Origin of the sequence: Pseudorhizobium banfieldiae, from assembly GCF_000967425.1 — a bacterium.
GTDB classification, from domain to species: domain Bacteria; phylum Pseudomonadota; class Alphaproteobacteria; order Rhizobiales; family Rhizobiaceae; genus Neorhizobium; species Neorhizobium banfieldiae.
On record NZ_FO082820.1, the window covers coordinates 3514596 to 3532701 of the forward strand.

Annotated in this window: 17 protein-coding genes; 5 read left to right on the forward strand and 12 right to left on the reverse strand. The window is 62.1% G+C overall.

Annotated features, from left to right (window positions below; all coding sequences use genetic code 11):
• Positions 1 to 92: 92 nt before the first annotated feature.
• The 3 genes from fdxA to NT26_RS17150 all read right to left on the reverse strand — a co-directional run bounded on the left by fdxA (position 93) and on the right by NT26_RS17150 (position 4018).
• Positions 93 to 431 carry a ferredoxin FdxA gene (gene fdxA, locus NT26_RS17140; protein WP_052640530.1) on the reverse strand — a complete coding sequence of 113 codons (339 nt, stop codon included), beginning with the start codon at positions 429 to 431 and terminating at the stop codon, positions 93 to 95.
• A 239-nt stretch (positions 432 to 670) separates the two neighbouring features.
• Positions 671 to 1015: an RNA-binding S4 domain-containing protein gene (locus tag NT26_RS17145; protein ID WP_065814553.1), complete on the reverse strand. Its 345-nt coding sequence runs from the start codon at positions 1013 to 1015 to the stop codon at positions 671 to 673.
• A gap of 6 nt (positions 1016 to 1021) precedes the next feature.
• A complete protein-coding gene (locus NT26_RS17150) occupies positions 1022 to 4018 on the reverse strand; it encodes a helicase-related protein (RefSeq protein WP_052640532.1) in 2997 nt (998 codons plus the stop codon).
• 330 nt (positions 4019 to 4348) lie between these two features.
• On the opposite strand from NT26_RS17150, the gene NT26_RS22205 reads away from it, so the two are divergent.
• Both NT26_RS22205 and NT26_RS17155 read left to right on the forward strand, forming a co-directional pair.
• A complete protein-coding gene (locus NT26_RS22205; protein ID WP_065814554.1) occupies positions 4349 to 4504 on the forward strand; it encodes a DUF3309 family protein in 156 nt (51 codons plus the stop codon).
• Between the two features lie 28 nt (positions 4505 to 4532).
• The gene (locus NT26_RS17155) at positions 4533 to 4790 is read left to right on the forward strand and encodes a YMGG-like glycine zipper-containing protein (protein ID WP_172972469.1); all 258 of its coding nucleotides are present in this window, start codon (positions 4533 to 4535) and stop codon (positions 4788 to 4790) included.
• Positions 4791 to 4864: 74 nt separating this feature from the next.
• Here the strand turns inward: NT26_RS17155 and phbB are convergent, their stop codons facing one another.
• Together phbB and NT26_RS17165 are read right to left on the reverse strand one after the other, a co-directional pair.
• Positions 4865 to 5590 (reverse strand): beta-ketoacyl-ACP reductase, encoded by a 726-nt coding sequence (gene phbB / locus NT26_RS17160; protein ID WP_052640536.1) that lies wholly within the window; start codon positions 5588 to 5590, stop codon positions 4865 to 4867.
• A gap of 95 nt (positions 5591 to 5685) precedes the next feature.
• Positions 5686 to 6867 carry an acetyl-CoA C-acetyltransferase gene (locus NT26_RS17165; protein ID WP_052640538.1) on the reverse strand — a complete coding sequence of 394 codons (1182 nt, stop codon included), beginning with the start codon at positions 6865 to 6867 and terminating at the stop codon, positions 5686 to 5688.
• Between the two features lie 238 nt (positions 6868 to 7105).
• Here NT26_RS17165 and phaR point away from each other — a divergent pair, with 238 nt between their 5' ends.
• Entirely contained in the window at positions 7106 to 7681 is a 576-nt protein-coding gene (gene phaR, locus NT26_RS17170; protein WP_052640540.1) for a polyhydroxyalkanoate synthesis repressor PhaR, read from the forward strand.
• An 82-nt stretch (positions 7682 to 7763) separates the two neighbouring features.
• Here the strand turns inward: phaR and rpmF are convergent, their stop codons facing one another.
• The 3 genes from rpmF to mtgA form a co-directional block, all read right to left on the reverse strand.
• Positions 7764 to 7949 (reverse strand): 50S ribosomal protein L32, encoded by a 186-nt coding sequence (gene rpmF, locus NT26_RS17175; RefSeq protein ID WP_006724402.1) that lies wholly within the window; start codon positions 7947 to 7949, stop codon positions 7764 to 7766.
• Positions 7950 to 8094: 145 nt separating this feature from the next.
• The gene (locus tag NT26_RS17180; protein ID WP_052640542.1) at positions 8095 to 8742 is read right to left on the reverse strand and encodes a glutathione S-transferase family protein; all 648 of its coding nucleotides are present in this window, start codon (positions 8740 to 8742) and stop codon (positions 8095 to 8097) included.
• 69 nt (positions 8743 to 8811) lie between these two features.
• Complete coding sequence (gene mtgA / locus NT26_RS17185; protein ID WP_052642312.1) at positions 8812 to 9510, reverse strand: monofunctional biosynthetic peptidoglycan transglycosylase; 699 nt, start codon at positions 9508 to 9510, stop codon at positions 8812 to 8814.
• 171 nt (positions 9511 to 9681) lie between these two features.
• On the opposite strand from mtgA, the gene NT26_RS17190 reads away from it, so the two are divergent.
• Positions 9682 to 10596 carry a polyprenyl synthetase family protein gene (locus tag NT26_RS17190; RefSeq protein WP_052640544.1) on the forward strand — a complete coding sequence of 305 codons (915 nt, stop codon included), beginning with the start codon at positions 9682 to 9684 and terminating at the stop codon, positions 10594 to 10596.
• A 10-nt stretch (positions 10597 to 10606) separates the two neighbouring features.
• Positions 10607 to 11248, forward strand: a complete 642-nt coding sequence (locus NT26_RS17195; protein ID WP_052640546.1) for a LysE family translocator — start codon at positions 10607 to 10609, stop codon at positions 11246 to 11248.
• A gap of 19 nt (positions 11249 to 11267) precedes the next feature.
• Here NT26_RS17195 and NT26_RS17200 read toward each other — a convergent pair whose 3' ends face one another.
• From NT26_RS17200 to pyc, 4 genes are all read right to left on the reverse strand, one after another.
• Entirely contained in the window at positions 11268 to 11918 is a 651-nt protein-coding gene (locus NT26_RS17200) for a YiaD family glycine zipper/OmpA-like lipoprotein (protein WP_052640548.1), read from the reverse strand.
• 75 nt (positions 11919 to 11993) lie between these two features.
• Complete coding sequence (gene ispG / locus NT26_RS17205) at positions 11994 to 13244, reverse strand: flavodoxin-dependent (E)-4-hydroxy-3-methylbut-2-enyl-diphosphate synthase (protein WP_052640550.1); 1251 nt, start codon at positions 13242 to 13244, stop codon at positions 11994 to 11996.
• Positions 13245 to 13339: 95 nt separating this feature from the next.
• The gene (locus NT26_RS17210) at positions 13340 to 14527 is read right to left on the reverse strand and encodes an MFS transporter (protein ID WP_052640552.1); all 1188 of its coding nucleotides are present in this window, start codon (positions 14525 to 14527) and stop codon (positions 13340 to 13342) included.
• Between the two features lie 112 nt (positions 14528 to 14639).
• The gene (gene pyc, locus NT26_RS17215; RefSeq protein ID WP_052640554.1) at positions 14640 to 18101 is read right to left on the reverse strand and encodes a pyruvate carboxylase; all 3462 of its coding nucleotides are present in this window, start codon (positions 18099 to 18101) and stop codon (positions 14640 to 14642) included.
• Positions 18102 to 18106 lie beyond the last annotated feature (5 nt).

Genomic DNA, 18106 nt, shown 5'->3' on the forward strand with positions numbered 1-18106 from the left:
GCGGAAATCAATTATTTGCTTTTATGCGCGCCATGACGGCACGCTGACCTAGCTGCACAAATGGAAGGCACACCCACTGCGCGGCACCAGCTTCAGTCGCCCTTTCCAGGCTCCGGCGAGAAATACTGGTCAAACTTGCCAGGAACTCCATCCATTTCCTTGGCCTCGGGCATCGGCTCGCGCTTCACCGTGATGTTCGGCCAGATCTGGGCGTATTCGGCATTCACCTTCAGCCACTTGTCGAGACCAGGCTCGGTGTCGGGCTTGATGGCCTCAGCCGGGCATTCAGGCTCGCAGACTCCGCAATCGATGCATTCGTCCGGATGAATGACGAGGAAGTTCTCGCCCTCATAGAAACAGTCGACGGGGCAAACCTCCACGCAATCGGTATATTTGCAGCGAACACAGTTGTCAGTCACCACGTAGGTCATGCAGCACTCCAGAATTGCGGTCTGGCGGGCTCGGCCTCGGGAGATTGGCCGCTCGCCGGCACAGACGAGAGGCCATTGCGGCCATCGCGGCCACCCCGGCGCAACCCCTGCGCGTCGGTGTGTGAGGTAAGACCTTTCCCGACGCTTAGCAAGGATAAACCTTCTCCGGAAACGGATCAGGGAGGAGCATTATTCTCCTTGGTGTGCGGCCGCTCGCGCAATGCCGATACGCCCGATACTCAGGCTCGAGGACGCCTCTGGGCGCGCTCGAAGGGCGTCAGCGGCCTTTGTGGGCCGAGGGTCTCAGAAATGTCGAAATAGAGGAGCCGCGCCTCCTCGAACGGCCCGCGACGATCGCCGCCGTTGCGCACGAGCAGCAGGACGTCGCGCCGCTCCAGCGCAAGCCCAACCCTGTCTCCGGGACGAACGAGGCAGCGAGGCTGGAGAACCGTTTCGCCGTTCAAGGTCACTGCGCCTGCGGCGATCAGCGACTGGGCGAGCGAGCGCGATTTCACCATGCGCGTAAAGAAGAGCCACTTGTCGATGCGCTGGCGCGAACCTTCCCGTGGGCCTTCTTCGTCCATGGCAGCCTACTTCTTCATCTGTTCCTTCAGCGCAGCCAGCTTGGCGAAGGGTGAATCCGGGTCCATCGGCTTCTCCTTGCGCGGCGGCTTCGCCTCAAACCTCGCAGGCTGCGGCCCTTTGCCGCGGTCGGGGCGCTCGCCCCGCTCAGGGCGGCTACCGCGGCCAGGCTTGCTGTCCGGACGACGATTGGAGCGTCCCGGCCCCTTGGCCTCCCGCTCACCCTGTCCGCGGCCTTCACCACGCTGCTCATCGCGACCGTGGCGACGGTCTCCTTGTTGCGGGCGGCCTGCACGCTGGTTCTCGTTGCGTCCCGCCGGACGCCAGAGCAGCACCGGCTTCGGAGCCTCGGGCTCGGCTGCAGCAGCCGCTTCGCCTTCGCTAGCCTCGGCAGCGGCGGCTTCAGGCTCCGCCACGGCACCGTCAACCGGCGCTTCAGTGACTGGTTCATTACCGGGAGACGCGCTTTCATCGGCAGCATCCTCGGTCTTTTCAGCAGTTTTCGCCTGCGCCTCTGCCGTAGCTTCCGATGCCGGAGCGGGATCCTGTGCCGCCAGGAACGATGCCGCCTCTTCTGCGGTCACGGTATCGGCGCGATAGCCGAGACCCTTGAGGATTTCCTCCATGTCGTCGGGAGTGGCTCCCAGGATGGAGAGCATCGATGTGGTCGTCATGAAGCGGCGCCCGTCATAGGCGCCCTCCGGACGGGGCGATGAACCGGGCTTCCACTGCAGGAGCGGACGAATGAGATCCGCCAGACGCTCCAGAATGTCCACGCGCACGGCACGCTTGCCGAGGAAGCGGAAGCCGGCGAGCTTGTAGAAGGTGCGCTCGAAGCCAGGATCGGCAACAACGGACGTCCGGCCGGCGGCCAGGGCCGGAATGAGTTCGCCGTAGCCCGGCTTATCCAGACCATCGTTCTTGAGCGCCCAGAGCAGGGTAATGAGTTCTGCCGGGGCTGGCTTCAGGAGCGCCGGCATGAAAATATGATACGCGCCGAAGCGGATGCCGTAGCGGCGCATGGAAGCGCGCGCGTCCTGGTCAAGCGACTTCACGTCGTCCGCGACATCACGGCGGAACATGACGCCGAGGTTTTCGACCAGCTGGAACGCAAGCCCCTTGGCGAGGCCCTGGAGGTCTTCGGCACGGGAGAGATCATCGAGAGGCTTAAGCACAGTCGCGATATGATGGTTCACGAACCGCTCGATTCGAGCGAGGACATGATCGCGTGCATTACCGGTCAGTTGCTCATCGGAAAGCAGGATGACCCGCGGCCGCATCACGTGATCGCTCGCCGCAAGGCGCGCAACCGGATCACCCAGCCAGCGGACGAAGCCATCCGAGCCAATCGCAAGATCGCTGTTGCCGGACGCGAAAAGGCGTGCCGCCCGCGCCTCGAACTCGAGCGCCAGAGCCTTCTGTGCCGCCGCCTGGACAGCCCTCGCATCGGGACCTTCAGCGCCCGATACCGGCGTAAACCGGAATCCGGCCAACTGCCCGACGTGATGTCCTTCTACGAAGACATCGCCATTCACACTGATTTCTGCTTCCAGCATCGCATTCTCTCTCAGGCGCCTCATGAGCACAGATGTCCTGCGGTCAACAAAGCGTTTCGTCAACCGTTCATGTAGCGCGTCCGACAGCCTGTCCTCAATTTCCCTGGTCTTTTCTTGCCAGTGTGTCGGATCAGTCAGCCAGCCCGGGCGGTTCGAGACGTAAGTCCACGTGCGGATCTGCGCGATCCGCGCCGACAAGGTATCGATTTCACCATCCGTGCGGTCAGCGCGCTTGACCTGCTCGGCCATGAATTCCTCATTCACGGTTCCGCGACGCACAAGATCGAAGAAAAGAGTCGAAATGAGGTCCGCATGCTGCGCCGGCGCAATTCGACGGTAGTCCGGGAGCGCGCAAGCCTCCCAAAGCTTTTCGACCCGCGCCGGCGTCGTGGAGATATCCAGGATCTCGGGATAGCGGCAGAGGTGCTCCAGAGCCCGGCTGTCGGTGGCGGGCAGGGCGCGGGTGAGGCCAGGAACAGTGGGAGCCACTTCCAGGCTTTCACGCAGATCCCGGAGCGACGAGAAGTCGAGCGCCTTCGACCGCCACTGCAGGACTTTGACCTCCTGGAACTCATGGCTCTCGATCCGCTCGACAAGTTCGTCGTCTAGCGGCGGGACCTGACCTGTCACGCCGAACGTACCATCGCGGAGATGGCGGCCCGCACGGCCGGCTATCTGGCCCATCTCACCGGGCGTGAGATGCCTGAACTGAAAACCGTCGAACTTGCGGTCCTGGGCGAAGGCAACATGATCGACATCGAGATTGAGTCCCATGCCGATGGCGTCGGTTGCCACCAGATATTCGACATCACCTTCCTGGTAGAGCCCGACCTGGGCGTTGCGGGTGCGCGGGCTGAGCGCCCCGAGAACGACCGCGGCGCCACCCCGTTGCCGGCGTATCAGTTCTGCAATCGCGTAAACCTCGTCGGCCGAGAACGCCACGATGGCCGAACGTTGCGGGAGCCGGGTGATCTTCTTCTGGCCCGCATAGAAAAGTTGCGACATCCGTGGCCGCTCGACGATGGTGATGCCGGGCAGGATGCGCTCCAGGATCGGCCGCATCGTGCCGGCACCGAGAAGCAGCGTCTCCTCGCGACCTCGCAGATGCAGGATGCGATCGGTGAAGATGTGTCCGCGCTCGAGATCGGCGGCCAGTTGCACCTCATCGATCGCGACGAATGCAGCGTTCGTTTCCCGCGGCATCGCTTCGACGGTGCAGACAGAAAACCGGGCATTCGACGGGCTGATCTTTTCCTCGCCGGTCACCAGCGCGACCGCGTTTGTCCCGACCTTCTCCACCACCCGGGTGTAGACTTCGCGAGCAAGAAGTCTCAGCGGCAGGCCGATCACACCGCTGCCGTGGGCCACCATCCGTTCGATCGCATAGTGGGTCTTGCCGGTATTGGTGGGGCCGAGAACGGCGGTAACACCGCGGCCGCTGAGGATCATAGGATGGAAATTCAAATCCGTATCCGTACATGGTGAGTGCCGGAGCACGCGTCACCAGCGCCCCAGACATGGCAATCGCAAGCCGGCATGGCAAGACGCCAGCGTGCCTGTCCCGCTGTTTTGCAAGGTCGTCATGAACAAAGCGGAACAAATTGGCGACGAATCGCTGACTCGCTCGGATGCTGTTTTGTTCTCACGCGGCCTATGGCCGCGTGCGCATTCCTTGCGCTGGTCCTGGAACAAATTGTTTTCCCGTCCATTGATGCCGCGGAACAAAACGGTAGAAGATGCGTTTGTTCCCGCATCCTGAATGTTGGATCGGAGAATAGCATGCTCGGTACGGTGTTGCTGGTAATCCTGATACTGCTCCTGATTGGCGCTTTGCCGAATTGGGGTTACAGCCGCGGCTGGGGCTACGGACCATCAGGAGGTCTCGGGCTCATCCTGGTCATCGTCATAATCCTCCTGCTCATGGGCAGGATCTAGTAAAGCGTCGTCAAATCGGGAAGGAAAAATCATGAAGAAGATCTTGCTCGCCGCCGCCCTCATCGGCTCTCTCGCATCCTGCACCTCCACGGAACGCGGCACGGCCATCGGCGCCGGTACCGGCGCTGTTGTCGGCGGCCTTGCAACGAACAGCTGGGGTGGTGCAGCGGTCGGCGCGGTCGCAGGTGGTGCGGTCGGCGCGCTGGTGGGTGCCTCCCAGGAGCGCTCGGGCTACTGCGTCTATCGGGATCGCTACGGCCGGACCTACGAAGCACGCTGCCGCTAATTGGCACCTTCTGTAACAAAAAAGCGGCGCCGGTAACCCCGGCGCCGCTTTTCGTTTTGTCTTCCGAATGAGGATCAGGCGAAGTACTGCCCCCCGTTCACGGTCAGGGTCGATCCCGTAATGAAACCTGCGTCGTCTGATGCAAGGAAGACCACGCAACGTGCGATTTCCTCCGGTTCGCCCAGTCGGCCCACCGGAATCTGCGGGATGATCCGCTCGTTCAGGACCTTTTCCGGTACCGCTTTCACCATGTCAGTGCCGATATAGCCTGGGCAGATGGCGTTGACGGTGATGTTCTTGGCCGCCCCTTCCTGCGCGAGCGCCTTCGTGAAGCCGAGATCGCCTGCCTTCGCGGCGGAGTAGTTGACCTGGCCCATCTGTCCCTTCTGGCCGTTGATCGACGAGATGTTGATGATGCGTCCGAACCCGCGATCACGCATGCCGCCCCAGACCTGATGGGTCATATTGAACAGGCCGGTGAGGTTCGTGCCGATGACCTCGTTCCATTGCTCGGGCGTCATCTTGTGGAACATCCCGTCGCGGGTAATCCCGGCATTGTTGACGAGGACTTCGACCGGACCGATCTCGACCTCGATGCGGGCGACACCGTCTGCACATTCCTGATAGTTGGAGACGTCCCATTTGAAGACGGGAATGCCAGTCTCTTCGCCGAAGGCTTTCGCCTTCTCCTCGTTTCCCGCAAAACTGGCCGCGACGCGAAATCCGGCGGCGGCAAGCGCGACCGATATGGCTGCTCCTATCCCGCGCGTCCCCCCCGTAACCAATGCAACCCTACTCATGCAGCTCTCCTCCGTTGCACCTTCAAGCAGCCCTCGCGAGCCCGCGCAGAATTAATCAGGCCGGCCGCCGCATCGGTTGCGGCAACCGTCGCCCGTCACATCGCCTCTAGGCACATGGCAACACCCATGCCGCCTCCGATGCAGAGCGTGGCCAGGCCCTTGCGGGCGCCACGCCGCTTCATCTCAAACACAAGCGTATTGAGAATGCGCGCACCCGAGGCGCCGATCGGATGACCGATCGCGATGGCGCCGCCGTTGACATTGACGATTGCCGTATCCCAACCGAGTTCCTTGTTGACGGCGCAAGCCTGGGCAGCGAAAGCCTCGTTCGCCTCAACCAGGTCCAGGTCCTGCGGCTTCCACCCTGCCTTCTCCAGCGCTCTCCTCGAGGATGGAATGGGTCCCGTCCCCATGATCTGCGGATCGACGCCGGCCGTCGCCCAGGAGACGATCCGCACGAGCGGCTGGATACCTCTGCGGCTCGCCTCCTCTTCCGTCATCAGGACGGCAGCGGCGGCACCATCATTGATACCAGAGGCATTGCCGGCGGTCACCGTACCCTCCTTGTCGAAGGCCGGGCGAAGCTTCGCCATGTTGTCGAGGGTTGCTCCGGCGCGGATGTACTCGTCGGTATCGACCGTAACATCGCCCTTGCGCCCCTTCACCACGAAGGGAACGATCTCATCCTTGAACCGTCCGGCAGCCTGCGCGGCTTCCGCCTTGTTCTGCGACTGGACCGCGAACTGGTCCTGCTCGTCGCGCGACAACTGCCACTGACGGGCGACGTTCTCGGCCGTGATCCCCATGTGATAGCCATAGAAGGCGTCGGTCAGGCCGTCCTTGATCATCGTGTCGATCATCTTCATGTCGCCCATCTTCACGCCGTTGCGCAGATGGGCGCAGTGCGGCGCCATCGACATGGATTCCTGCCCACCGGCGACGACGATCCTGGCATCTCCGAGAGCGATCTGCTGCATGCCGAGCGCGACGGCGCGAAGACCTGAGCCGCAGAGCTGGTTGACGCCCCAGGCGGTCGCCTCCTGGGGGACGCCTGCCTTCATCGCAGCCTGCCGTGCAGGGTTCTGGCCCTCACCTGCAGGCAGAACCTGACCAAGAATGACTTCGTCCACTTCGGCGGCATCGACCTTGGCGCGATCGAGAGCGCCCTTGATCACGGCGGCTCCCAGTTCATGCGCCGGCACGTTTGCGAACGCGCCGTTAAACGAGCCAACGGCGGTGCGGGCAGCCGAGGCGATTACGATGGAAGGGTTGGTCACGGACGTCTCCTCGTCATTTCCATTTTGCTGAAACAGTGACAAAGCTTCGATACGAAGTCAAACAGGCTTACCTGCAACTTTGATCGGATGAAGAGTTGACGTTTGACAGCTTGTTTTTGCGCAGCAAACCGCCTCCCCGCGGCGCACAAAAACACGTTGTCAGGCTGCTTCGTTTGGGCTTACATTTGCTTGGGGAGAGCTCTTCCGGCAGGAGCTTGGACGGAGCGAGGAGATGAGAATGGCCAAGACTGAAGGCGACACCGTCATCAAGAAATACGCCAACCGGCGTCTCTACAACACCGGCACCAGCACCTACGTCACGCTGGAAGACCTCGCGAAGATGGTCAAGAAGGGCGAGGAGTTCACCGTCCAGGACGCCAAGACGGGAGAGGATATCACCCACTCGGTGCTGACCCAGATCATCTTCGAGCAGGAGTCCAAGACAGGCAACACCCTGTTGCCGATCTCCTTCCTGCGCCAGTTGATCTCCTACTATGGCGACCAGATGCAGATGGTCGTACCGACATTCCTCGAGCACTCGATGCAGGCCTTCACCGATCAGCAGGCGCAGATGCGCGAACAGATGACGCGTGCCTTGGGGGAAAGCCCACTTACCAAGAACCTCCAGGCACCAATGCAACTGATGGAAGAGCAGGTTCGGCGGAATACGGAGATGTTCCGCCAGGCGATGCAGATGTTCTCGCCCTTCGGCAGCGAGGCGGCAGGCAGCGCTTCCAAAAAATCCGAATCCAAGGATCTGGAGGAACTGAAGGAGCAACTTCGGAACCTGCAGAGCAGACTGGACAAGCTCTGATCCTGCGAAAACGCATCTGTCGCGCAACGAAAAAAGGCCGGATTGACCGGCCTCTTTTACGAAAAGATCGGGAAGAAAACGCTTATGCGCTTTCCTTCGGCGTCAGAACCTGGCGACCGCGATACATGCCGGTCTTGAGGTCGATGTGATGCGGGCGGCGAAGCTCGCCGGAATTCTTGTCTTCGACATAGGTCGAGGCCTTCAGCGCGTCGGCCGAACGGCGCATACCGCGTTTCGACGGGCTTGTTTTTCTCTTCGGTACAGCCATTCTCGCTACTCCACTTCGTGCAAGGCATGTCATCGGCCGGAACTTTAGCCGAACTGGACATCCCTCAATCTCGGAAATTGGGCCGGCTTATACATGCTGATCGCCAGCTTGACCAGTCCCTGTCGCAAAATTTCCGTCACGCGTCTCAAGCTTCGTCTTCCGGAACGATCCAGGTCTCCTCCAGGGCGCCTTCGCACCATCGGATCCAGGCGGGATGAGACTTCACCGCCTCCATGTAAGCAAGCACCTTCGCGTCTTGCGTCAGGTCATAGACGTCGAAACGATTGACCACCGGCGCAAACATCGCGTCCGCTGCCGAAAATGACCCAAAAAGATACGGCCCCCCGGAGTTCTCGCAGCATTCCTTCCAGATCGCCGAGATCCGTTCGACATCCTCCATCACCCCGTCGGGAAGAGGGATCCTTCGCTTCTCGCGGCGAATGTTCATCGGACAGGCGCCGCGTAGCGCCCTGAAGCCCGAAAGCATCTCTGCCGAAATCGATCGCGCCACCGCCCGGTCTTCGCGCCGGGCCGGCCACAGAGCCCGGTCTGGAAACAGTTCTGCAGCATACTCTATGATGGCGAGCGACTCCCATATTCGCAGCGATCCATGATGAAGGACCGGAACGCGTCCCGTTGGCGAGATGTCGCGAAACAGAGGATTCCCGGCCGGGAAGTCGAACGGGATGAGATGCTCTCTGAAGGGGACACCGGCCGCCGTCAGGGCAATCCATGGCCGAAACGACCAGGAGGAATAGTTCTTGTTTCCGATATAAAGGGTAAGCTCTTCCATGGTGGCCCTCCGTGCAGCCGGCCCAGCCTAGCGGCCATCAGCAGCCGCGACCAATGAAAAGCCTGAACCTCATTCATAAATGCAGGTGATGTAATCGCCCGCGTTCCGCGCCCGCCGCTCCACGACCCCTGCGATGCGCCTCATGCCGGGGCCCGGCTTGCCGGCAACTCGGGTGATCGGGTTGGGAAGCGCTGCCGCGAGCAGTGCAGCCTGCCCGCGCGTCAGCTCGCCGGCCGGCACGCCGAAATGGTGTTGCGCGGCAGCCTCCGCTCCATAGATGCCAGGGCCCCATTCGGCGACATTGAGGTAGATCTCCATCGTCCTCGGCTTCGACCAGACAAAGTCGGCGGCAATCGCCAGCGGCATTTCCAAAGCTTTGCGGATGAAGGAGCGGCCATTCCACAAGAACAGGTTCTTGGCTGTCTGCATGGGTATCGTGCTCGCACCTCGGGTTGTCTCGCCTTCGAGCGCGTCCTGCACGACCGCCTTCATCTCTCCCCAGTCGACACCACCATGGCGGCAGAACTGCCCGTCCTCCGACATCATCACCGAGCGGACGAGATTTGGAGAAATGCTATCCAGGCTGACCCACCTGCGATCGTAGCCCTTCAGGGTCACGATGTCTGCGAGCATGAGCGTGGAGACGGGATGCACGACCGGCGACGCATAGGCAAGAATGAGCAGGTAGGGGACCACCAATGCCCCCAGTACGATCAGGACAAGGCGGCGTAGAAAACGAGCGAGCGAGAGCCCTCGGCTACGATGCAAGCCTTCGCCTCCCTCTCCTGCCTGTTCCTCGGATCTCACAGCTGGCTTCACCTCTCCATTCGGCCGCTTCTTAACGTTTGGTGCGGTCAAAGACCAGCAAATTGACCGATTGGCGTTTGCGGTGCCAAAGCCGAAGTTGAAGTCGGTCACGACCCGTGCCAAACAACCGGAATGACAATTTCGACCGTCTCATTCGAACAGCATCTGGGCGAGAGTGCCAAGCGGACGGAGGCCCTTCTCGCCTCCCTGCTCTCCGGCAACTGCCTGCCCGACGAGATCGCGCGCCCCGCACCACTTCTGGCGGCGATGCGACATGGCACCCTCGATGGCGGCAAGCGGCTGCGGCCCTTCCTCGTGCAGGAAAGCTCGGCGCTTCTTGGCGGCGACCCACAGGTCGCGGCGCGCGTGGGCTGTGCCCTGGAATGTGTGCATTGCTACTCGCTGATCCACGACGACCTGCCGTCGATGGACAATGACGACACGCGCCGCGGCCGGCCGACGGTCCACAGGGCCTTCAACGAAGCATCCGCGATCCTGGCAGGGGACAGCCTGCTGACCTACGCCTTCGACATCATAGCCGCGCCGGAAACGAGGCTGGCCGACAGACAGAAGATCCAGCTCGTGCTGTCGCTGTCGCGTGCCTCCGGCATGGGCGGCATGGCCGGCGGCCAGTCACTTGATCTCGCGGCCGAGAATTCGGCTCCCGACGAAGCCGGGATACAGACCCTGCAGGCCATGAAGACGGGTGCACTGTTGCGCTTTGCCTGCGAAGCGGGTGCCATCATCGCCGGCGCCGATATGGAAGATCGCCAGCGCCTCAGAACCTTCGGGCAGAAGATCGGGCTTGCTTACCAGCTTGCGGACGACCTTCTTGACGTAAAGGCCGATGCGGCGACCCTGGGCAAGGCGACCGGCAAGGACGCTGCCCGGGGCAAGGCAACGCTCGTGGCCTTGAAAGGTACCGATTGGGCCGAGGAGCGCCTCTCGGCCCTGACGGAGGAGGCTATCGGGCTGCTTGCCCATTTCGGCTCGCGGGCGAACACGCTGCAGCAGACGGCGCGGTTCATCGCAGAGCGCAAGAGCTGAGGACGGGAGAATGGGTGACGTGATCGCCTATCTCCCGCAGATCTGGCCAGCTTATGTCGCCTATCTGGTTGCCGTCCTGAGTCCAGGCCCCGCAGTCTTCACCATCATCGGGACGGCCATCGCGCAAGGCAGGAAAGCGGGCCTGATAACCGCGCTCGGGATCAGTCTCGGCTCCGCCACATGGGCCATTTCCGCTGCCATGGGCATGGCGGCCCTGCTTCGCCACTATGCGTTTGCCCTCGAGATCCTGAAGATCGCGGGCGGCCTCTATCTTCTCTATCTCGGCTGGAAGGCATTTCGGGCGGCAAGCCTGAAGGATGAGGACCTGCCTTTGCTGGTGCGGGGTTCAGACCGTAGCTCGCGCCAGCTTTTCCTGCGCGGCTACGCCATCCACGTGACCAATCCGAAGGCGATCTTCGCCTGGCTGGCCATCATTTCACTGGGTCTACCGAAAGGCGCACCGGGCACCGCGATCGCCGTCATCATCGGCGGATGCCTAGCCTCGGGCCTGCTGATCTTCACCGGCTACGCGATCCTGTTCTCGACCCCGCAGGCGCTACGCGTCTACAGGGCCGCCCGCCGTTGGATCGAGGGCGCAATGTCTGCCGTCTACTGCTTTGCCGGACTGAAGCTCCTGACGAGCCGCCTGTGAGGCTCGCCAGGAGTTTCCTTCAGCGGGTGATCGGCGCGATCAGCACTTCAACGCGGCGGTTCTGTGCCCGCCCTTCCGGCGTAGCATTCGAGGCTACCGGCTGCGACGGGCCAAAACCGAGGGTCGATATGCGGCGCTGGTCAACACCACGGCTTCCGAGGTAGTTGGCAACTGAAGCGGCACGCCGCTCGGACAGGCCCTGATTATGCGCAAGGCTGCCGGTCGAATCCGTATGGCCGTTGACGTCGATCAGGGTCCGGTTGAACTTGTTCAGCACGATCGCCACCGAATCCAGTGTCGGATAGAAGGGAGGGATCACCTGGTCCTGGTCGGTCGCGAAGGTAACGTTGGACGGCATGTTGAGAACGATGCGATCGCCCATACGGGTCACGGACACCCCCGTACCCTGCAACTGAGCACGCAATTCCGCCTCCTGCTGGTCCATATAGTTGCCGATGGCTCCGCCGGCGAGACCGCCCACTGCGGCGCCGATCAGTGCACCTTTCCCGTCACCGCCGACCGCAAGCCCGGTGAGGGCACCGAGACCGGCCCCGATGGCGGCTCCACCGGCAGTATTGGAAACCTTCTGCTGACCCGTATAGGGATCGGTCGTGGTGCAGGCGGAAAGGTAGGTCGCGGCAAGCGCGACGAATGCAAGCTTCTTGATCATGCGAATCGATGTCCCCGTCGTCTGTGGTGAAAGGTCATTTACCACAGATTGCGGCGATTGCGGGACAGACGCTTGTCATTCAGCAGCGGATCGCTGACCAAACCGCTGCTCGATATAATCGATCACCAGTTTTTCGAAATCGGCGGCGATATCCGGCCCGCGCAGGGTCAGGGCCTTCCGACCGTCGATAAAGACAGGAGCGGAGGGAGTTTCCCCAGTGCCAGGCAGGGAAATACCGATATCGGCATGTTTGCTTTCGCCCGGACCGTTGACGATGCAGCCCATCACCGCAACATTGAGCGCCTCGACACCCGGATATTTCTCCCGCCAGACGGGCATGTTCTTGCGGATATCCTCCTGGATGCGCTGGGCGAGCTCCTGGAACACGGTCGATGTGGTGCGGCCGCAGCCGGGGCAAGCGGCCACCACCGGGATGAACTGGCGGAAGCCCATGACCTGAAGCAGTTCCTGCGCGACCTGCACCTCGCGGGTACGGTCACCGTTCGGCTCCGGCGTCAACGAAACGCGGATCGTGTCGCCGATCCCGTGCTGCAGGACATAGCCCATAGCGGCCGACGAGGCGACGATCCCCTTGGAGCCCATACCCGCCTCGGTGAGACCAAGATGAAGCGCATGGTTCGAGCGTTCCGCCAGCATGGAATAAACGGCAATCAGGTCCTGCACCTGGCTGACCTTCGCCGAGAGAATGATGCGGTTGCGTGGCAGGCCGATGTTCTCGGCGAGCTCGGCGGAGATCAGCGCCGACTGCACGATCGCCTCGTGCATGACCTCGCGCGCGGACATGGGCGAGCCTTCGGCAGCATTCCGGTCCATCAACGTTGTCAGGAGATCCTGGTCGAGGGAGCCCCAGTTGACCCCAATGCGGACGGGCTTGTCGTAGCGGATCGCCATCTCGATAATGTCGGCGAACTGCTTGTCCTTCTTGTCCTTGAAGCCGACATTGCCGGGATTGATCCGATATTTGGCAAGTGCCTCCGCACAGGCGGGATGATCGGCCAGGAGCTTGTGGCCGATATAGTGGAAGTCTCCCACCAGCGGTACGTCCATGCCGAGACGCAGCAGGCGCTCCCGGATCTTCGGCACGGCTGCGGCGCTCTCGTCGCGATCGACGGTAATGCGCACGATTTCCGACCCAGCCGCATGCAGCGCCGCAACTTGCGCCACGGTCGCATCAATGTCGGCCGTGTCGGTATTTGTCATCGACTGGACGACGACAGGAGCACCACCGCCGACGATCACGCCGCCGACATCGACTGCCACGGTCGCCCGGCGTGGCTTCGGATCATATTCAAGCGGTGTGGACATGAAGCTCTCGCGTCTGAAAACCTGCCCTTCAGGTGGAGGATGCCCTAGCCAATGTCAACCTCGCGGCATTGTCCGCCGACGCGGGTCTCACGATTTCAGTCGTGACGCACGCCGTCGGCATGGCGCGCCAGCGGCGACAACATCAATACGACCAGGTGCAATGCAGAGAGCGCGGCAAATATCATCGCAAGCCCGCTGTACTCGGCGATGAACCCGATGGCCGACGGCGCAAGAAGAATGCCGGAATACCCCATGGTGGTGACGACGGAAAGGCCGACGCCCGGCCGCAATCCGGGAAGGTTTCCGGCCGCCGAGAAGACGATCGGCACGAGGTTGGAAATCCCGATGCCCGCGAGTGCAAATCCGAGGATGGCGGTATTGGCGCTCGGAGCCAGTCCGGCAAGCAGCAGGCCGGTGACGGAAATCACGGCACAGACTCGAAGCGTGCGAACGGCTCCGAACCTGTCCCGGACAAGGTCTCCCGCGAACCGCATGATCGCCATCGTCAGCGAGAAGGCCGCAAACGCGAATCCGGAGGTGGTGACGGAAGAGCCCAACTCCTGGCGAAGGTAGAGCGCACTCCAGTCGATGACGGCTCCTTCCGGGATCATGCAGAAGAGGGCCATCAGGCCGAGCAACCAGGGCAGCGCCGTTCTCGGCAACCGCAACCGCTCATGCACCTCTTCCGGATGTGGAGCGTCCCGCAAGACCACGGGCCAGGCAAAGGCCAGCATCAGCGCAGCAGCAATCGTGACGAGGATCACATGGCCGGAAACTCCCATCCGTTCGATCAGGAAGCCACCTGTGGCGGCCCCGAGAAGGCCCCCCAGGCTCCAGAAGGCATGGCAGGACGACATGATGGCCCGGCGCATGTGCTTCTCGACCGCAACAGCATTGGCGTTCATCGCCACATCCATCGCACCGATCAGGCCGCCAAAGAGAAAGATGGCGACCGCTCCCGACCAGATGCTACCGACCCAGGTCAGGAACAGAAGCGTCGGCACGGCAAGCAGTGCGGTGACCCGGGATACGGTGCTGGAACCAAAGCGGGCAATCTGGGCGCCGGCTATCGGCATCATTACCAGCGAGCCAAGTCCGAAGACGAGGATCATCACACCCAGCGCGCTCTCCGTCAGGCCCAGCCGGCTCGCAAATTCCGGGATCTTCGGCGCCCAGGCACCCACGAAAAAGCCGTTCATCAGGAACAGAAGCGCGACGCCTGCCCGTTCCCGCGTAACGTATGCCTGCCGCACACCGGCCGTCCTGCTTTGGGGCATGTCCATTCGATCCAGATCCCGTTGTGAGGCGAGATCTATTTCAATCGATTAGGATAGCAAGCCGCAAGTCCTCCTGCGGCCTCACATTTTGTTTCGACGTGCCACCCTTGTGAGAGTCTTATGCCCCGTAGACGAGGAGAAGATCCTTCGCGTCGATCTGGTCGCCGGCCTTTACCAGCAGTTCGGACACGACGCCGTCCCGCTCGGCATGCAGCGCCGTTTCCATCTTCATCGCCTCGATCGACAGCAGCACATCGCCAGCCTTGACCGTCTGGCCGGCGGAGACAGCGACCGTGGAGATGACGCCCGGCATCGGCGCGCCCAGGTGGTTCGGATCCGCAGCATCCACTTTCCGTCGCACGGCGGATCCCGAGGCACCATGCATCCGGTCCGGCACCTTGATGCGGCGCGGCTGGCCGTTCAGTTCGAAAAAGACCGTGACCATCCCCTTGTCATCGGTACCGCTGGTCGCCTGGTTGACGATGACGAGCGTCTTGCCGCGCTCGATTTCCGCAAACAGTTCCTCGCCGTCCTCCAGACCGTAGAAATAGGCATGGGTCGGCAGAACGGAGACCGGGCCATAGGTTTCGAGCGCCTGCGCGAAGTCGGTGAAGACCTTGGGGTACATGAGGTAGGAAGCGAACTCGAAATCCGTGACGGAGCGTTCAAGCTTCGTCTCGATCGCCGTCCGTTCGGCATCAAGATCGGCATCGGCAAGCAGCGAACCCGGCCGCTCCGTATAAGGCGTGTCACCCTTGAGCGCCTTCTTCTGCAGCTTCTCCGGCCAACCCCCGGGAGGCTGACCAAGGTCACCCTTCAGCATCGACACAACCGAGTCCGGGAAGGCGATGTCTTTGTCCGGGTTCTCGACATCCGCCACCGTCAGGTCCTGGCTGACCATCATCAGCGCCATGTCGCCCACCACCTTGGAGGAGGGAGTGACCTTGACGATATCACCGAACATCCGGTTGGCGTCTGCATAGGTCTGGGCGACCCGGTGCCAGCGAGCATCGAGGCCAAGCGAGCGCGCCTGCTCCTTCAGATTGGTGAACTGCCCGCCCGGCATTTCGTGCAGATAGACTTCCGAAGCCGGTCCCTTGAGGTCGCTCTCGAACGCCGCGTACTGGTTGCGGACTGCTTCCCAGTAGAAGGAGATCCGACGTATCCACTCCGGATCAAGGTCCGGATCTCGTTCCGTGCCCGAAAGAGCCTCGACGATCGATCCGAGGCAGGGCTGCGACGTTGTGCCGGAAAACGAGTCCATCGCCGCATCGACGATGTCGACACCGGCCTCGACGGCCGCAAGCACCGTCGCTGCCGCGATGCCCGAAGTGTCGTGCGTGTGGAAATGGATCGGCAGATCCGTCGCCTCTCGCAGCGCCTTGAAGAGGACGCGTGCGGCCGCCGGCTTCAGGAGGCCCGCCATGTCCTTGACCGCGATTATATGGGCGCCGGCCTTTTCCAGCTCCTCCGCCAGGGAGGTGTAGTACTTGAGGTCGTATTTCGGGCGTGCGGCATTGAGCAGGTCACCGGTATAGCATATGGCGGCCTCGCAGATCCGGTTCTCCTCCTGAACCGCATCCATCGAGACGCGCATGTTCTCGACCCAGTTGAGGCAGTCGAAGACGCGGAAGACGTCGATGCCCCCGCGGGCTGCCTGCCGGACAAAGTACTTCACCACATTGTCGGGATAATTCTTGTAGCCAACGCCATTGGCGCCGCGCAGGAGCATCTGCAGGAGAAGGTTGGGGGCTCCCTCGCGAACCAGTGCGAGCCGTTCCCATGGATCCTCAGTGAGGAAGCGCATCGAAACGTCGAATGTGGCGCCGCCCCAGCATTCCAAGGAGAACAGGTTCGGCAGGGCTCGGGCATAGACTTCCGCGATCCGGGCGATATCGTGGGTGCGCATGCGTGTTGCAAGCAGCGACTGGTGCCCGTCCCGCATCGTCGTATCGGTCATCAGAACGCGGTTTTCGCTGCGGATCCACGCGGCGAACCCCGTTGGCCCAAGCCGGTCGAGCATCTGCTTCGTGCCATCCGGCACCGGACCGTTGATATAGGGAACTACCGGCTTGGCGGCCTGCGGCGACGGCAGGGGCCTCCCCTTCACTTCCGGATGCCCGTTGACGCTGACATCGGCAAGATAGGTAAGCAATTTCGTGGCCCGGTCCTGCCTCTTCACCTGCGCAAAGAGCTCCGGCGTCGTGTCGATGAACTTCGTCGTGTAGGAATTGTCCCGGAAGCTCGGGTGGCCGATGATCGCCTCGAGGAAGGTGAGGTTGGTGGCAACGCCGCGGATACGGAACTCCCGCAGGGCCCGGTCCATACGGCTGATCGCTTCTTGCGGCGTGCTGCCGGATGCCGTGACCTTCACTAGTAGCGGATCGTAATAGCGGGTGATGATCGCACCTGAATAGGCGGTGCCGCCATCGAGGCGGATCCCGAAACCGGCAGCCGAACGGTAGGCGGTGATGCGCCCATAGTCGGGAATGAAGTTCTGTTCCGGATCCTCGGTGGTGATCCGGCACTGCAGCGCGTGCCCGTTGAGGCGGATATCTTCCTGCCGCGGCACACCGGACTCGGCTGTACCGATTGCCGCGCCTTCGAGGATGTGGATCTGCGCCTTCACGATGTCGATGCCCGTGACGACCTCGGTCACCGTATGCTCGACCTGAATACGCGGGTTAACTTCGATGAAGTAGAACCTGCCGGTATCAGCATCCATCAGATATTCGACGGTGCCGGCACCGATATAACTCGTGGCCCTTGCGATCTTCAGGGAGTACTCCGCCAGTTCCTGACGCTGCGCTTCACTGAGATAGGGGGCTGGAGCGCGTTCGACGACCTTCTGGTTACGCCGTTGGATGGAGCAGTCTCGCTCGAAGAGATGGACGACATTGCCGTGAGTGTCACCGAGGATCTGACTCTCAACGTGGCGCGCCCGCTCGACGAGCTTCTCGAGATAGACTTCGTCCTTGCCGAAGGCCGCCTTTGCCTCACGTTTCGCTTCCGTCACTTCCTTGGCGAGGTCGGCTTCCGAGCGGATGACGCGCATGCCACGGCCGCCACCGCCCCACGATGCCTTCAGCATCACTGGGTATCCGACCTCGGCCGCCATCCGAGCGACTTCGGCCATGTCATCCGGCAAAGGTTCCGTGGCCGGCACGACCGGCACGCCGACCGATACCGCAAGATTGCGTGCGGCGACCTTGTTGCCGAGCTTGCGCATGGTATCGGCGGTCGGACCGATGAAGATGATACCGGCCTCGTTGCACGCGTCGACGAACTCCGGGCCTTCCGATAGCAGCCCATAGCCGGGATGGATGGCATCTGCACCCGAGAGCTTCGCAACCCGGATGATCTCCGGGATGGAGAGATAGCTCTCGATCGGCCCGAGATCCCGCTCCAGATGCGGACCGCGGCCCACCTGATAGCTTTCGTCCGCCTTGAACCGGTGGAGCGACAGCTTGTCTTCCTCGGCCCATATCGCAACCGTCCTTATGCCGAGCTCATTGGCGGCGCGAAACACCCGAATGGCGATCTCGGAACGATTGGCGACAAGTATTTTCGATATGGGCAAGGTAG

What these genes read in the sequence shown, in the direction of transcription:
- fdxA (WP_052640530.1), bottom strand. Translation starts at nt 431, where the DNA reads ATGACCTACGTGGTGACTGACAACTGTGTTCGCTGCAAATATACCGAT.
- NT26_RS17145 (WP_065814553.1), bottom strand. Translation starts at nt 1,015, where the DNA reads ATGGACGAAGAAGGCCCACGGGAAGGTTCGCGCCAGCGCATCGACAAG.
- NT26_RS17150 (WP_052640532.1), bottom strand. Translation starts at nt 4,018, where the DNA reads ATGATCCTCAGCGGCCGCGGTGTTACCGCCGTTCTCGGCCCCACCAAT.
- NT26_RS22205 (WP_065814554.1), top strand. Translation starts at nt 4,349, where the DNA reads ATGCTCGGTACGGTGTTGCTGGTAATCCTGATACTGCTCCTGATTGGC.
- phbB (WP_052640536.1), bottom strand. Translation starts at nt 5,590, where the DNA reads ATGAGTAGGGTTGCATTGGTTACGGGGGGGACGCGCGGGATAGGAGCA.
- phaR (WP_052640540.1), top strand. Translation starts at nt 7,106, where the DNA reads ATGGCCAAGACTGAAGGCGACACCGTCATCAAGAAATACGCCAACCGG.
- rpmF (WP_006724402.1), bottom strand. Translation starts at nt 7,949, where the DNA reads ATGGCTGTACCGAAGAGAAAAACAAGCCCGTCGAAACGCGGTATGCGC.
- NT26_RS17180 (WP_052640542.1), bottom strand. Translation starts at nt 8,742, where the DNA reads ATGGAAGAGCTTACCCTTTATATCGGAAACAAGAACTATTCCTCCTGG.
- NT26_RS17190 (WP_052640544.1), top strand. Translation starts at nt 9,682, where the DNA reads ATGACAATTTCGACCGTCTCATTCGAACAGCATCTGGGCGAGAGTGCC.
- NT26_RS17195 (WP_052640546.1), top strand. Translation starts at nt 10,607, where the DNA reads ATGGGTGACGTGATCGCCTATCTCCCGCAGATCTGGCCAGCTTATGTC.
- NT26_RS17200 (WP_052640548.1), bottom strand. Translation starts at nt 11,918, where the DNA reads ATGATCAAGAAGCTTGCATTCGTCGCGCTTGCCGCGACCTACCTTTCC.
- ispG (WP_052640550.1), bottom strand. Translation starts at nt 13,244, where the DNA reads ATGTCCACACCGCTTGAATATGATCCGAAGCCACGCCGGGCGACCGTG.
- NT26_RS17210 (WP_052640552.1), bottom strand. Translation starts at nt 14,527, where the DNA reads ATGGACATGCCCCAAAGCAGGACGGCCGGTGTGCGGCAGGCATACGTT.